Origin of the sequence: Streptomyces sp. NPDC006552 (assembly GCF_040611655.1) — a bacterium.
Lineage (GTDB): Bacteria > Actinomycetota > Actinomycetes > Streptomycetales > Streptomycetaceae > Streptomyces.
Window position 1 is genome coordinate 154,849 of sequence record NZ_JBEXOS010000007.1, and the last position, 13,045, is coordinate 167,893.

A 13,045-nucleotide genomic window follows, 5' to 3' on the forward strand; every position below is an offset into this window, starting at 1 on the left:
CAAGCAGGAGGAAGCTCTCCAAGACCAACAAGGGGGAAATAATGCGATTCAGCCGTTCTCTTCTCTCGCTGGGCGCGGTGGCGGCCCTGACGGCCGGCTCCACGGCCGTCCTGGCGTCACCGGCCTCCGCCGCACCCAACACCACGCCGCAGAAGGTCTGCGGTAGCGCCTACAAGACCGTCAACTCCGCGGCGGTCGGCTCGCTCGGCACCGTCTACCTCACCTACAACTCCGCCAACGGCCGCAACTGTGTCGCCACCATCCGCAGCAGCCCGGGCGCGGGGGTCGACATGTCGACGTGGGTCTACGTGCCCGACACGGATCTGGGCGACTCGGACTACGGCACCTACACCTCGTACGCCGGGCCCGCCTCCGTGTACGGCAAGGGCCACTGCGTCGACTGGGGCGGCAACATCAAGAACGTGTACGTCTCGGTGTACGGCTCCAACTGCGCCGCGCTGCGGGAGCACCGGGTCACCTCCGTGCGCTGACGCGCGGCAGCACGTACCAGTGGATCGACGCACGTGTGGCCGCTCCGGAGACGTCCGGAGCGGCCACACGTGTCGGGTCTCGCGCGCGGGGGCAGGGCGCGTACCGCTCTGGCCTCCGCGAGCCTGCCGACTCGGCGCGGTCGGCGCCCGGCAGAAGTCCTCGCCCGTCGACTCGTGTGGGGGAAACCCTTCCCGGCGCACGGCTCGCGGTGAGCGACAGACGCACTCCACCGCGGCCCACGTCACGGCCCAGGCACCCGACGGGCGACGCCCGTGGCCGGTGGCCCCACTGCTTACGGAACGGTGACGCGCCGGTCCGCGGTCCCGCACACGCCCGGGCGGCGGCCTAGCGTGGCGCCATGCGTGTTCTGGTCACCGGCGGTGCCGGGTTCATCGGGTCCCATGTTGTCGAGGCGCTGGCGGCGCGCGGGCACGAGCCCGTCGTGTTCGACGTGCGGGACGATCCGGGCGCCGACGTGCGCGACCCCGCGGCGGTCGCGCGGGCGCTCATGGGCGTGGACGCCGTGTGCCACCAGGCCGCGAGGGTCGGCCTCGGCGACGGGGTCGCGGACGCCGCCGAGTACGTCTCCCGCAACGACCTGGGCACGGCCGTCCTGGTGGCCGCCATGGACCGGGCGGGGGTGCGCCGCCTGGTGCTGGCCGGCTCGATGGTCGTCTACGGAGAAGGACGCTACGTGTGCCCGCGCCACGGCGTGGTGCGCCCCGGTCCGCGTGCCGTCGCCGCTCTGGAGGCCGGGCAGTTCGAGCCCACCTGCCCCTCGTGCGGCGCGGAGCTGGAGCCCGGCGTCGTCGGCGAGGACGCGCCGACCGACCCGCGCAACGTGTACGCCACCACCAAGCTCGCGCAGGAACACCTGGTGGCGGCGTGGGCGCGCACCACGGGCGGAGTCGGTGTGTCGCTGCGCTACCACAACGTGTACGGACCCCGGATGCCCCGGGACACCCCGTACGCCGGCGTCGCTTCCTTCTTCCGCTCCGCGCTCGCCCGCGGCGAGGCGCCGCGGGTCTTCGAGGACGGGCGGCAGCGGCGGGACTTCATCCATGTACGGGACGTGGCGGCGGCCAACCTGTGTGCGCTGGAGGCGGACGCGGCCGCGGGGGCGCTGACGGTCTACAACACGGGCAGCGGGGTGCCGCACACCGTCGGGGAGCTGGCGCGGGCGCTCGCCGCGGCGTGCGGCGGGCCGGAGCCGGTGGTCACCGGGGAGTACCGGCTCGGGGACGTCCGGCACATCACCGCGGACTCCGCACGGCTGCGGGACGAACTGGGCTGGCGGCCAGGGGTGTCCTTCGCGGACGGGATGCGGGAGTTCGCGGGCGAGCGGTAGACCGACCTGCGGCGTGCCGCTACGAGGCCGTGGGCAGCGTCACCTCGAAGCGGCAGCCGCCCGGGATGTTGCGGACCGTCGCCCGGCCCTGATGGGCCTCGACGATGCCGCGGACGATGGCGAGGCCGAGTCCCGCCCCCGCGGGGGGTGTCCGGGCGTGCGTGCCTCGCCAGCCGGTGTCGAAGACGCGGGGCAGGTCCTCCTCGGGGATGCCGCCGCAGCCGTCCGTGACGGAGACGACGACACCGCCTTCGGGGGCGCGCCGCACGGCGACGGCGACCGTGCCGTCGGCGGGGGTGCGGCGGATGGCGTTGACGAGGAGGTTGCCGAGGACCCGGCTCATCTCCTTGCCGTCCACCTCGACGGGTACGGGTTCCACGTCGTCGCCGACGAGCCGTACCCCGTGTTCACGGGCGAGCGGGTCCGCGCCGGCCAGGGCGTCCCCGACGAGGTCGTAGAGCGACATGCGGGCGGGGCTGAGCGGGAGCGCGCCCGCGTGGATGCGGGAGAGCTCGAAGAGGTCGCCGACCATGTCGTTGAGGCGGTCGACCTCGGTGCGCATCTGGGTGAGGTAGCGGCCGGGGTCGGCGGCCACCCCGTCCTCCAGGGCCTCGGCCATCGCGCGCAGGCCCGCGAGGGGGGTGCGCAGGTCGTGCGAGATCCAGGCGACGAGTTCGCGCCGGGAGGTCTCCAGGGCGCGTTCGCGTTCGCGGGAGGCGCTCAGCCGGGCGCTGGTGGCCGCCAGCTCGCGGCTGACCGCCGCCAGTTCGGCGGTGGCCGGGGTGTGCGGGGCGGCGAAGGTGCCGCCGTCCCCGAACGAGCGGGCGGCGACGGCGAGTTCACGGCTGCGCGCGACGACCGTGCGGCCCAGGAGCAGCGCGGTGGCGAGCGAGACCACGGCGGCCGTCGCCACGACCGTGGTCACCACTTTGAGGTCGTGCGGCGACAGGAACATCGCCCAGGCCACCGCGAGGGTGCCCGCGAGCATCGCGACGACGCCCACCGCGGAGACGACGGCGAGGGAGGCGGTGAGGGAGCGGCGGCGCAGCAGCCGCAGCGCGGCGGCGCCGGCCAGCCCCGAGGCGGCCGCGCCCGCGAAGGCGTACGCGGCGATGAGGAGGTTGACGTGCATACTCAGGCCTCTCGCGCCTCGGGGGCGGTGCCCGGGCCGGGGCCGGGCGTCTCGTCCGGCGGTGCGGGGTCGGTCGTCGCGTCGGGTTCGAAGCGGTAGCCGACGCCCCAGACCGTCCGGATCAGGCGGGGACGGGCGGGGTCCGTCTCGATCTTGCCGCGCAGGCGGCGGATGTGGACGGTGACGGTCGACAGGTCGCCGAACTCCCAGCCCCACACCTCGCGCATCAGGTCTTCGCGGCTGTGGGCGCGTCCTGGGTTGCGCAGAAAGTAGGCGAGGAGGTCGAACTCCCGCAGGGTGAGGGAGAGTTCGGCGCCGTCCCGGGTGGCGCGGCGGGCGGCGGGGTGGACGGTGAGGCCCGCGGCGCGCACCGGGTGGCCGTCGGCGGCGGGGCGGGCGCGGCGCAGCACGGACTGGACGCGCAGGACCAGCTCGCGGGGGCTGAAGGGCTTCGTGACGTAGTCGTCGGCGCCGACCTCCAGGCCGAGGACGCGGTCCTCCTCCTCGCCGCGCGCGGTCAGCATGATCACCGGCACGGGGCCATGGGCGCGTATCCGCCGGCAGACCTCGAGCCCGTCCATCCCGGGGAGCATCAGATCGAGCACCACCAGGTCGGGGCGGTGGGCGGCGGCGAGGGCCAGCGCGGCCGGACCGTCGTCGGCGCGGTCGACGACGTGACCGGCCCGCTCCAGGTAGCCGGTGACGACCTCGGCGACCGTCGGATCGTCGTCGACGACCAGGACCCGGGCCGCTCCCGCGCAGGGCGCGGCGCCCGCGGACTCGTATGACTGCTGCATCCCCCCAGCGTGGCATCCCGGCGCCCACTACCGCGGGCCCGGAGCGGGCGCGGGCGCGGACGTCCTCGTTTCGTAAGGACACCATGCCCGAAATGCCGGTTTCCCGCTCGTAGGGTGTCAGCTGTGACAACCCCACCACCATCGGTCGACGTGATCCTGCCCTGCCTGGACGAGGCCGAGGCCCTCCCCTGGGTCCTCGAACGTATTCCTCCCGGCTGGCGCGCCCTCGTCGTCGACAACGGATCCACCGACGGCTCGGCCGGCCTCGCCCGCGATCTGGGTGCGGACGTCGTGCACGAGGCGCGGCGCGGTTTCGGCGCGGCCTGCCGGGCCGGTCTCGCGGCGGCCGAGGCGGACATCGTCTGCTTCTGCGACTGCGACGCCTCGCTCGACCCGCGCCGCCTGCTCCCCTTCGTCGACGAGGTGCGGGCGGGCACGTCCGATCTGGTGCTCGGCCGGCGCCGCCCGGCGGGCCCCGGCGTCTGGCCCGTCCATGCCCGCGTCGGCAACCTCGTCCTGTCCCGCATGGTGCGCCGCAGGACCGGCGTGCCGCTGCACGACCTCGGTCCGCTGCGCGCCGCGCGGCGCACGGCGCTGCTCGGCCTGGACCTCACCGACCGGCGCAGCGGCTACCCCTTGCAGATGGTGGTCCGGGCGGCCGACGCCGGCTGGCGGATCGCCGAGCACGACGTGCCCTATCTGCCGCGCTCGGGAGCGTCGAAGGTGACCGGGACCTGGCGCGGCACCTGGCACGCGGTGCGCGACATGCGCCGCGTGCTGGCCGAGCCGCCGGCGGGCCGGCCGGCTCCCGCACCCGTCCTCACCCCGGAAGGACGCGCCCGGTGACCACACTTCTCGTCATCGCGAAAGAGCCGCGCCCGGGCCGGGTCAAGACGCGGCTGACCCCGCCGTTCACGCCCGAGCAGGCGGCGGGGCTGGCCGAGGCCGCGCTCGCGGACACCCTGCTGGCCGTCGCCGCCGCCCCGGCCGACCGGCGCGTCCTCGTCCTCGACGGCAGGCCGGGGCCCTGGCTGCCGTCTGGTTTCGACGTCGTGCCGCAGTGCGCGGGCGGCCTGGACGAGCGGCTCGCGGCCGCCTTCGCCGGCTGCGCCGGGCCGGCGCTGCTCATCGGCATGGACACCCCGCAGGTGACGCCCGAGCTGCTGAGCGTGGACTTCGCCGGGTGCGACGCCTGGTTCGGCCCCGCCGCGGACGGTGGTTTCTGGGCGCTCGGCCTCGCCGCGCCCGATCCGGCGCTGTTGCGCGGCGTCCCGATGTCGACCTCGCGGACCGGTGCCGTGCAGCGGGCCCGCCTCACCGGCGCCGGTCTGCGGGTCCGCGACCTGCCGCCGCTGCGCGACGTCGACACCGCCGCGGACGCCCGGGCGGTCGCCGCGCTCGCCCCGCACGGCCGGTTCGCCGCCCGCCTCACCCGGTGTGCGGCGGTGGTGGGCCGATGAGCGCGCCGGTCACCACCGCGCCCTGGGCGAACGCCGACCCGTACGCCCTCGCCCTGCGCGCGGGACGCGGCCCGCTGTTCCTGCGCCGGGCCGACGGCTGGCTGCTCCCCCTGGACGTGGAGCGCTGGTGCGCGGGGGCCGACGCCGTGGACCGGGCGGTCCTCGACCGCTGCGAGGGCACCGTCCTGGACGTCGGGTGCGGCCCGGGCCGGCTGGTCGCGGAGCTGGCCGGGCGCGGGCACACCGTCCTCGGCATCGATGTCAGCGAGGCGGCCGTCGACCGGACCGAGCGGCTCGGCGGCCCGGCGCTGCGCCGCTCGGTCTTCGAACCGCTGCCCGCCGAGGGCCGCTGGGGCAGCGTCCTGCTCATGGACGGCAACATCGGCATCGGCGGCGATCCCCGCGCCCTGCTCGCCCGGGTCGCCGGGCTCCTCGCCCCCGGCGGCCTGCTGCTCGCCGAGACCGCGCCGGTGGACGTCGAGGAGCACGCCCAGGTGCAGGTCGTCGACGTCACCAGCGACGCCCGGGGCGGCCAGCGCTTCCCGTGGGCACGGCTCGGCACCGAGGCCCTGCTGCGGCACGCGGCGCTCACGGGCCTCGTGCCGGTCGCTCAGTGGGCGGCGGGCGGACGCCGGTTCGCCGCCCTGCGTACGCGCAGGGCGGAGCCGGCGAGCAGGAGCGCCGAGCCGGCGAACAGCGCGGCCGTGATCAGCAGCCAGTGGGGCAGGAACCCCGAGGCCGACAGGCCCGTGGCCGACCGGTAACGCGCGTCCATGGCCCCGCTGATCAGCGGGAACCAGACGAGCAGCAGCAGGAGGGAGAGCGCGGCCGGCACCCGGACGTATCCGGCCCGCCCGCGCCACCCCGCCACCCCGAGCGCCGCGAGCAGCACCCGGTCCGCCGCCGAGTACAGCGGCACCAGGACGAGGTCGTGCAGCAGCGCGGCTCCCACCACCCACAGCGCCACGCCGAACCAGTCGCCGGCCAGCAGGCGCAGACCCGCGTAGCCGACGAGTGTGAACGAACAGACGAGCAGGGCGATCTGGAGCGGGCTGCCGAGTGGGAGGCGGCGCGGCGGCCGCCTGCCGGACGCCAGGGCGCCGGAGACGCGGGCGTTCCTCATGATGTTCTTGATCCCCACAGGTCAGAGCCTTCCGAACGTCATACGGGCGACCCATTTGGTGTTCAGCACACCGGGCGCGGCAGGCACGATGATCCGTGCCGGGTAGCCGTGGTCGGCGGAGAGCGGCGCGCCGTTGACATGGAGCGCGAGCAGCGAGCGCGGGTCGGCGACCTGATCGGCGCGGAGCGCGGCGTGCCGGAACGCGCCGTGCCGCTGGAGCGATGCGACGAACACGTCCGGCGGCTCGCCCTCGTGGCCCACCAGCGCGGCGAGATCGCGCAACCGCACACCTTGCCACCGCTGGTCGGACGTCGACCACCCTTCCACGCACGCGATCGGCAACTGTGCTTCGTGGACGGGCATCCGGGCGAGCTCCGCGCGGCTGAGCCGGACCGTGCGCGCGGCTCCGACGACGACCAGGCGCCAGGCGTCCGCGCCGGTCTCGGCCGCGGCGATGCCGGCGTACGAGGCGGTCTTGTTGATCTGGAAGCCGTTCGGTCCGGTGCCGGGTTCGGCGCCGCCGTGCGGGGCGAGCAGCGCGGTGGCGCGCAGCCCGTCGAAGCTGCGCCCGGCCGTCGTCACGAACAGCAGCAGCGATCCCCCGCCGACGAGGCCCAGCGCGCCGCGCCGGGAGACGGACGGCGGATCGGGCCGCGGCGCCACGAGACCGCCCGTCAGGCCCTGCGGACCGTCCCCCTCCCCGTCCGGCGCGGCGTCCGGCTCCCCCGCGCGCATCCGGCGCACCGTGCGCATCGCGGCCGGGACCTTGAGCGCCGCGTGCGTGAGGAACGCGGCGATGAAGACCCAGGCGCCGTAGAAGTGCAGGGGATAGAACGAGCCGGGGAAGAGGTAGTCGAGCTGGACGTTGAGGACCCCGGTCACGAACTCGAACAGGCCGCCGCCGACCAGCAGGAGCAGTGAGAGCCGTTCCAGCGCGTGGGCGAGCGAGCGGACCGGCGGCAGCTCGAACAGCCGGGGCACCACCGACCACAGTTTGGCCAGCAGCACGGGGATCAGCGTGATGCCGAGCGTGACGTGCACACCCTGGGTCAGCCGGTACAGCCAGTACGGGTGCGTGGGCCAGGAGAAGAGGTAGAAGCCGAGCAGCCCCTTGTCGGGGGTCTTGTCGTTGACCGCGGCCAGGTTCGGGTTGTACGCGGCGTAGGAGAGCAGGCCGGTCACGAACAACGTCGTGATCCCGCCGAGCAGGACCAGGCCGAGGACCGAGGTGAACGCCGGTCCGCGCAGCGGGCTGCGCCAGAAACCGGGGGAAGTGGGCAGGCGGGGGAAGTCGCGCATGCAAGGACCGTAGGACGTCAGGGCCCCGGAACCGGCGCTGCGAACCATGACGAAATGCTGACGTCCGGCCCGGGCGGCCGGGCCGCGGAGCCGTCCCGGCTTAGCGTCTCCCTGTGACCCGCACCGACACCCCCACCACCGGCTCCGGCACCGCGCCCGACACCGACACCCTGCGCAGGGGAGACCGCCGGGACCTGTACGCCGCCGGCGCGGCCGCCCTCCTCGTCCTGGCGGCCGCCGTGGTCGGGCGGCACATCGAAGCCACCCGCCACACGCTGCATGTCGGCTGGCCGCCGCTGTACGCCAACTGGCTGCCCCACGCCGGCCCCGGCACGCCCGCGGCCCTCGCGCTCGCGCTCCTGACCGTGGCGTACGGCCCCCGGCTCGCGGCGACGCTGCGCTGGCGGTCCCTGCTCGCCACGGTCTGGGCGAGTGCCACCGCCTGGATCCTCGCGCTCGCGCTCGTCGACGGCTGGCACCGCGGGATCGCCGTCCGCCTCACCACCAAGTACGAGTACTTGCGGGTCATCGACCGTTTCCACGACATCCCCGCGACCTTGCGGGACTACACCCGGCACATCCTCATCGACTCGCCCGACCACTGGCCCGCCCACACCGCGGGCCATCCCCCGGCGGCGCCGCTCACCTTCGTGCTGCTCGACCGGGTGGGCCTGGGCGGCGGCGGTTGGGCGGGCCTGTGGTGCGTCCTCGTGGGCGCTACCGCCGCCACCGCCGTACTGGTCACCGTGCGGGCCCTGGCCTCGGAGGAACTGGCCCGCGGCGCCGCTCCGTTCCTGGTCCTCGCCCCTGCCGCGGTGTGGATGGGCGCCTCGGCCGACGCCTACTTCGCGGCCGTCGCGGCCTGGGCCCTGGCCCTGCTCGCCCTCGCGGTGACCGGGCGGGCGATGGGCTGGGCGGCCGGCGCGGGCCTGCTCTTCGGCCTCACCTGCTACCTGTCCTACGGGCTCACGCTGGTGGCCGTCATCGCGGCGACGGTCCTGTTCCTCGGGCGGCGTCACGTCCGGCGGCGTCCGGCGACGCTGGCGCTCCTCCTGCTCGCCGGATTCGCGGTGGTCCCCCTGGCGTTCACGCTGGCCGGGTTCAACTGGTGGGAGGCGTACCGGCTGCTGACGACGCGCTACTACCAGGGCGCGGGCGGCATCCGCCCCTACACGTACTGGGTGTGGGCCAATCTCGCGTGCACCGTCCTGATCACCGGCCCGGCGACCGTGGCGGGCCTGCGCCGCGCGGGCGCGCTCCTGCTCCCCCTCCCCCACCGCAAGCTTCCCCGCTTCGACGCACCCCGCCCCCGTCTGGCGCTGCTCGTCTCGGCCGCCCTGGCGGCGCTGGTGATCGCCGACCTGTCCGGGATGAGCAAGGCCGAGACCGAACGCATCTGGCTGCCCTTCGCCGTCTGGCTCCTCGCGGCCGGCACCTTCCTCCCCCGCCCCCGCGCCTGGCTCACCGCACAGGCGACCCTGGCCCTGGCTCTCAACCATCTGTTGCTGACGGGGTGGTGACGGTACCCAGCGCGTGCTGCGGGGTGCGGGCGGTCGGGTTGTCCGCGGTCTTTCCCGGGATTGTCCGTGATCTGTAACGGACGCATCCTCCGGCGCCTTCGTGTCGTCCTCACAGGTGGTCGCGGGGCGACCGGCATCGGGCGGGGACAGCACGCGAAGGGGCGGACATGGCGCGGCACAGCGGTGGACAGGGCTGGTACGGCAAGGTCGTGGGGGCGGCGCTCGGCGTCACGTTGCTGGCCACCGGTGCCTCGATGTGGACCGCGCAGGCCGGCGCCGCGGACGGTCCGTCGTCCGAGGCGGCCGCGCCGGCCGCGCCCAGCGGCACGGTCGAGAAGGTCGCGGCGACCATCGCCCACGCCTCGCAGGCGGGCCCGCACGGCGTGAACCTCACCATCGACGACGGCCCCGACCCGGTCTGGACCCCCCAAGTCCTCGACGTGCTGAGGGAGTACGGGGTGAAGGCCACCTTCTGCATGGTGGGGACGCAGGCCGAGGCGCACCCGGACCTGGTCAAGAAGGTGGTGGCGGCGGGGCACCGGCTCTGCGACCACACCGTGTCGCACAACACCGCCATGGACAAGGCCTCCCAGACCTACCAGTCCCAGCAGATCCTCGACGCCGAACGCATGATCACCAAGGCGTCCGGCGGTGTCCGGCCGATGTACTACCGGGCCCCGGGCGGGGCGTTCACCCCATACAGCCGCAAGCTCGCCGCGTCGCGCGGCATGCGCCCGCTCGGCTGGAACGTGGACACCAAGGACTTCGAGCGTCCGGGCACGGAGGCCATCGTCGCCACCGTCCGGCGTGAACTGCCCAACGGTCCGACCCTCCTCTTCCACGACGCGGGCGGGGATCGCACCCAGACCGTCGCGGCACTGAAGCGGCTCCTTCCCCAACTCAAGGCAGACGGTTACATTTTCGGCTTTCCCGTGCGGTGACGGGCGCGGATGCCGGCGCCGTCGAACGGTCGGCACCGGGGCCGGCATCGCGGGCCCGCCCCGGGAGCGCGAGGCACCACCCCAGGGCGGCTCCGACGACGTACCAGAACAGGTCCGGGGCGTTGAAGGTCGCGCCCAGGAGCGGCTGGAGGACGCGCGGCACCCCCACGATCTGCAGGAACTCGGCCGCCCAGCTGAGCCCCAGCGCGATGCCGGCCGCCGCGGCGGGACGCAGCCGCGGCGCCGCCAGGACCACGAGCGCGCACACCAGCACCGTATAGAGGGCGTCGCCCCCGTACTTCGCGACGTCGCCCCCGGCCCACGCCCGGACCCCGAGACCGGCCGCGACGGTCACGACCGCGCCGCCGAAAGCCCACCACCGTCTGCTCACCGCAGCACCCTATGGGGGCCGTAGGGCCCGCCCGCCGCCCAGGGCCCTACGGCCGTGGGGGCGTTGCGGCGGCGTCCGCCTCCGCCGGGGCCTGCTCGGAGCGCAGGGCTGACCGCATCGTGTGCATCCGGCGGGTCTGCAGGTTGCTGTTGTAGATCATCCAGCCGATGAACACCACGGTGAGGACCGCGAAGCCGACGGTCTGGCGCGTGCCGGCGGTGAAGGCCGTCATGACCGTGATCGCCACGAACATGAACGCCAGCAGGGCGAGCGCGGTCTTGCGGTGCCGCGCCCGGTGCAGACGGTGCTCCACCAGGTCGCGCATGGCCTGCCGTTCCCGGGGGTCGGTCGGCGGCTCGCCCCGGCGCAGCCGCTGGTCGAGGGAGACGAGCCCCTCGGCGCCTCCGGCGGCCTGCTTCTCCCTGCGCCGCGCCGCCAGTGCCACGCCCAGGCCGCCCAGCGAGAGCACCAGCACGCGGGCCAGCACGGCGACGAACGAGCGTCCTGGGTACAGCAGTTGGATCAGTCCGGCACCCATGAGCACCGACAGCGCGTAGGTCGCCCACAGGTGTCTGGTCAGGAAAGTGTTGACCCGCTCCATGATCTGCCCCCTCGGTCTCTCCGCGGCCCCGGCCCGCGGACGCCTCCCCCGCCCTCCTCGTCGACGGAGCGGTGGAAGGTGCCGAATACCCGGCGCCCGGGCGCATACGCGGCAACGCGGTACGCGGTGCGCAGCGAGGGGAGCCGGCTGAGCCTCCGGCACGACCGGTGCGGTGAAGTCAGGAAGCCTGTCGGAAGTAGTGCCCCTGGTCCAGGTCCGCGAGCAGTCCCGGGCGCGTCGGCTCCCAGCCGATCAGCTTCCTGGTCAGTTCGGCGGAGGAGGGCTGGTCCGGCGCGAGGACCGCGGCCACCCACCCGAAGTGCGCGAACGCGTCCTGCGGCGCCACCGACGCCGTGGGCATGCCGAGGTGGCGGCCGATCACCTCGGCGATGTCCCTGATCGCCACGCCCTCGTCCGCCACGGCGTGCAGGACCGATCCCGCCGGGGCCTTCTCCAGGGCGAGCCGGAAGGCGTGCGCGGAGTCCAGGCGGTGCACGGCCGGCCAGCGGTTGGCGCCGTCGCCGATGTAGCCGGACACTCCCTTCTCGCGGGCGGTGGCGACCAGCATCGCGATGAAGCCCGCGTCGCCCTCCCCGTGGTTGGTGCGCGGCAGCCGCACGACGCTGGAGCGCACCTGCCGTTCGGCCAGCGCGAGCACCAGCGCGTCGGTGGCGGCGCGCGCGGCGGGGCCATTGTCCTCGGGCCCCAGTTCGCTGGAGCGGCGCGCGTCGTGCTCGGTGGTGACCGTGCCGGGCGCGGCGGGGGTGCCGCCCGCCGCCACGAAGGGCCTGCCCGTCCCGGCCAGCCCCTCACCGAGCGCGCTCACCGCCCGCCGGTCCGCCTCGACGGCGCCGCGGAAGTCGCCGCCCGTGAACGCCTTGTCGTGGTCGAAGGCGAGGTGCGCCACGCCGTCGGCGGCGCGGGCCGCCTCGCGCAGCACGTCGAGGTCGTCCAGCGATCCCCGGACCGGCTCGACCCCGGCGGCGACCAGCTTCTTCGCCGACGCGTCCGAGCGGGCCAGGCCGGACACGGTGTGTCCTGCGGCGATCAGATCGGCGGCGAGGGCGGAACCGATCCAACCACTGGCGCCTGTGACGAAGACCTTCATACGAGAAACCTCCTGGAGGGACCGGGCCGGGGGCAGCGGCCGTCAACGCGCCGCATCCCGGGCCCGGCGACCCTTGCGATGTCAGCTGCTGTCATCAGCATACTCGCCATGACAGTGGCTGTCATCACGTAAGATGCGCGTATGGGTCGATGGAAACCGGACGCGCGGGGCCGCCTGGAACAGGCGGCGCTGGAGCTCTACGCCGAACTCGGATTCGAGCGGACCACCGTCAAGGACATCGCCCGCCGGGCGGAACTCACCGAGCGGACGTTCTTCCGGCACTTCACCGACAAGCGCGAGGTGCTCTTCCCCGCGTCCCAGCCGCTGGAAGCGGGGCTGGTCGCCGCCGTACGCGAGATTCCGGCCGGTCAGGAACCCCTCGAAACCCTCATGGCCGCCCTGCGGACACTGCCCGGCGCTCTGGCGGACCGCAGGGAGTTGGCCCGGCGCCGCAGCGCCATCGTCGCGGCCACCCCCGTCCTCCAGGAACGCGAACTCGCCAAGATGGCCTCGCTGACCGACGCCCTGGCACGCGAACTGCGCGAGCGGGGCGTCGCCGAGCTGCCCGCACAGCTGGCCGCGGAGTCGGCGGCGGCCGTCTTCCGCACCGCCTTCACCCGGTGGATCGCTCCCGACGAGGCTCCGGCGGAGCTGGGGGTCCTGCTCGACCGGTCGCTGGCCGAGTTGCAGCACGTCGTCGCCGCCGGTTGAGCCCCCGCGCCCCCGACAGCAGGAACGGGCCGGTACGCTCAACGTCCAGTGCCCGCACCGTAGTCGGGGGCACGATGCGCATCCGGCCGATCCGGCTGGGGCACCGCCGTCGCACGGTCCTC

General features: G+C 74.6%; 14 protein-coding genes. 8 read left to right on the top strand and 6 right to left on the bottom strand.

What is annotated here, in order from left to right; all coding sequences use genetic code 11:
* The first annotated feature begins 41 nt into the window (after nucleotides 1–41).
* Both ABZY33_RS07035 and ABZY33_RS07040 read left to right on the top strand, forming a co-directional pair.
* A complete protein-coding gene (locus ABZY33_RS07035) occupies nucleotides 42–491 on the top strand; it encodes a spore-associated protein (protein WP_356490450.1) in 450 nt (149 codons plus the stop codon).
* Between the two features lie 359 nt (nucleotides 492–850).
* Nucleotides 851–1,840: an NAD-dependent epimerase/dehydratase family protein gene (locus tag ABZY33_RS07040; protein WP_356490451.1), complete on the top strand. Its 990-nt coding sequence runs from the start codon at nucleotides 851–853 to the stop codon at nucleotides 1,838–1,840.
* A 19-nt stretch (nucleotides 1,841–1,859) separates the two neighbouring features.
* Here the strand turns inward: ABZY33_RS07040 and ABZY33_RS07045 are convergent, their stop codons facing one another.
* Together ABZY33_RS07045 and ABZY33_RS07050 are read right to left on the bottom strand one after the other, a co-directional pair.
* Nucleotides 1,860–2,972, bottom strand: coding sequence for a HAMP domain-containing sensor histidine kinase (locus ABZY33_RS07045; protein ID WP_356490452.1), 1,113 nt, complete (start codon nucleotides 2,970–2,972; stop codon nucleotides 1,860–1,862).
* 2 nt (nucleotides 2,973–2,974) lie between these two features.
* Entirely contained in the window at nucleotides 2,975–3,769 is a 795-nt protein-coding gene (locus tag ABZY33_RS07050) for a response regulator transcription factor (RefSeq protein ID WP_356490453.1), read from the bottom strand.
* A 114-nt stretch (nucleotides 3,770–3,883) separates the two neighbouring features.
* On the opposite strand from ABZY33_RS07050, the gene ABZY33_RS07055 reads away from it, so the two are divergent.
* From ABZY33_RS07055 to ABZY33_RS07065, 3 genes are read left to right on the top strand one after another with little or no spacing between them, the layout of a single operon-like run.
* Nucleotides 3,884–4,615: a glycosyltransferase family 2 protein gene (locus ABZY33_RS07055; RefSeq protein ID WP_356490454.1), complete on the top strand. Its 732-nt coding sequence runs from the start codon at nucleotides 3,884–3,886 to the stop codon at nucleotides 4,613–4,615.
* Nucleotides 4,612–5,229, top strand: coding sequence for a DUF2064 domain-containing protein (locus tag ABZY33_RS07060; RefSeq protein WP_356490455.1), 618 nt, complete (start codon nucleotides 4,612–4,614; stop codon nucleotides 5,227–5,229). The genes ABZY33_RS07055 and ABZY33_RS07060 overlap by 4 nt, the downstream gene beginning before the upstream one ends.
* Nucleotides 5,226–5,993, top strand: coding sequence for a class I SAM-dependent methyltransferase (locus ABZY33_RS07065; protein WP_356490456.1), 768 nt, complete (start codon nucleotides 5,226–5,228; stop codon nucleotides 5,991–5,993). Before ABZY33_RS07060 ends, ABZY33_RS07065 begins: the two co-directional genes overlap by 4 nt.
* A gap of 380 nt (nucleotides 5,994–6,373) precedes the next feature.
* Here the strand turns inward: ABZY33_RS07065 and ABZY33_RS07070 are convergent, their stop codons facing one another.
* On the bottom strand, nucleotides 6,374–7,651 hold the full coding sequence (locus tag ABZY33_RS07070; protein WP_356490457.1) for a molybdopterin-dependent oxidoreductase: 1,278 nt from the start codon (nucleotides 7,649–7,651) through the stop codon (nucleotides 6,374–6,376).
* A gap of 170 nt (nucleotides 7,652–7,821) precedes the next feature.
* Here ABZY33_RS07070 and ABZY33_RS07075 point away from each other — a divergent pair, with 170 nt between their 5' ends.
* Nucleotides 7,822–9,171, top strand: a complete 1,350-nt coding sequence (locus ABZY33_RS07075; RefSeq protein ID WP_356490471.1) for a hypothetical protein — start codon at nucleotides 7,822–7,824, stop codon at nucleotides 9,169–9,171.
* A gap of 167 nt (nucleotides 9,172–9,338) precedes the next feature.
* Nucleotides 9,339–10,112: a polysaccharide deacetylase family protein gene (locus tag ABZY33_RS07080; RefSeq protein WP_356490458.1), complete on the top strand. Its 774-nt coding sequence runs from the start codon at nucleotides 9,339–9,341 to the stop codon at nucleotides 10,110–10,112.
* Here ABZY33_RS07080 and ABZY33_RS07085 read toward each other — a convergent pair.
* The 3 genes from ABZY33_RS07085 to ABZY33_RS07095 form a co-directional block, all read right to left on the bottom strand.
* Nucleotides 10,072–10,503 carry a DUF2809 domain-containing protein gene (locus ABZY33_RS07085; protein ID WP_356490459.1) on the bottom strand — a complete coding sequence of 144 codons (432 nt, stop codon included), beginning with the start codon at nucleotides 10,501–10,503 and terminating at the stop codon, nucleotides 10,072–10,074. The two genes, ABZY33_RS07080 and ABZY33_RS07085, sit on opposite strands and share 41 nt — an antisense overlap.
* A gap of 46 nt (nucleotides 10,504–10,549) precedes the next feature.
* A complete protein-coding gene (locus ABZY33_RS07090; protein WP_356490460.1) occupies nucleotides 10,550–11,104 on the bottom strand; it encodes a hypothetical protein in 555 nt (184 codons plus the stop codon).
* 178 nt (nucleotides 11,105–11,282) lie between these two features.
* Nucleotides 11,283–12,212 (bottom strand): SDR family oxidoreductase, encoded by a 930-nt coding sequence (locus ABZY33_RS07095; RefSeq protein ID WP_356490461.1) that lies wholly within the window; start codon nucleotides 12,210–12,212, stop codon nucleotides 11,283–11,285.
* A 141-nt stretch (nucleotides 12,213–12,353) separates the two neighbouring features.
* On the opposite strand from ABZY33_RS07095, the gene ABZY33_RS07100 reads away from it, so the two are divergent.
* Nucleotides 12,354–12,923 (top strand): helix-turn-helix domain-containing protein, encoded by a 570-nt coding sequence (locus tag ABZY33_RS07100; RefSeq protein WP_356490462.1) that lies wholly within the window; start codon nucleotides 12,354–12,356, stop codon nucleotides 12,921–12,923.
* Nucleotides 12,924–13,045: the final 122 nt, after the last annotated feature.

What these genes read in the sequence shown, in the direction of transcription:
- ABZY33_RS07045 (WP_356490452.1), bottom strand. Translation starts at nt 2,972, where the DNA reads ATGCACGTCAACCTCCTCATCGCCGCGTACGCCTTCGCGGGCGCGGCC.
- ABZY33_RS07095 (WP_356490461.1), bottom strand. Translation starts at nt 12,212, where the DNA reads ATGAAGGTCTTCGTCACAGGCGCCAGTGGTTGGATCGGTTCCGCCCTC.
- ABZY33_RS07070 (WP_356490457.1), bottom strand. Translation starts at nt 7,651, where the DNA reads ATGCGCGACTTCCCCCGCCTGCCCACTTCCCCCGGTTTCTGGCGCAGC.
- ABZY33_RS07080 (WP_356490458.1), top strand. Translation starts at nt 9,339, where the DNA reads ATGGCGCGGCACAGCGGTGGACAGGGCTGGTACGGCAAGGTCGTGGGG.
- ABZY33_RS07040 (WP_356490451.1), top strand. Translation starts at nt 851, where the DNA reads ATGCGTGTTCTGGTCACCGGCGGTGCCGGGTTCATCGGGTCCCATGTT.
- ABZY33_RS07065 (WP_356490456.1), top strand. Translation starts at nt 5,226, where the DNA reads ATGAGCGCGCCGGTCACCACCGCGCCCTGGGCGAACGCCGACCCGTAC.
- ABZY33_RS07050 (WP_356490453.1), bottom strand. Translation starts at nt 3,769, where the DNA reads ATGCAGCAGTCATACGAGTCCGCGGGCGCCGCGCCCTGCGCGGGAGCG.
- ABZY33_RS07100 (WP_356490462.1), top strand. Translation starts at nt 12,354, where the DNA reads ATGGGTCGATGGAAACCGGACGCGCGGGGCCGCCTGGAACAGGCGGCG.
- ABZY33_RS07035 (WP_356490450.1), top strand. Translation starts at nt 42, where the DNA reads ATGCGATTCAGCCGTTCTCTTCTCTCGCTGGGCGCGGTGGCGGCCCTG.
- ABZY33_RS07090 (WP_356490460.1), bottom strand. Translation starts at nt 11,104, where the DNA reads ATGGAGCGGGTCAACACTTTCCTGACCAGACACCTGTGGGCGACCTAC.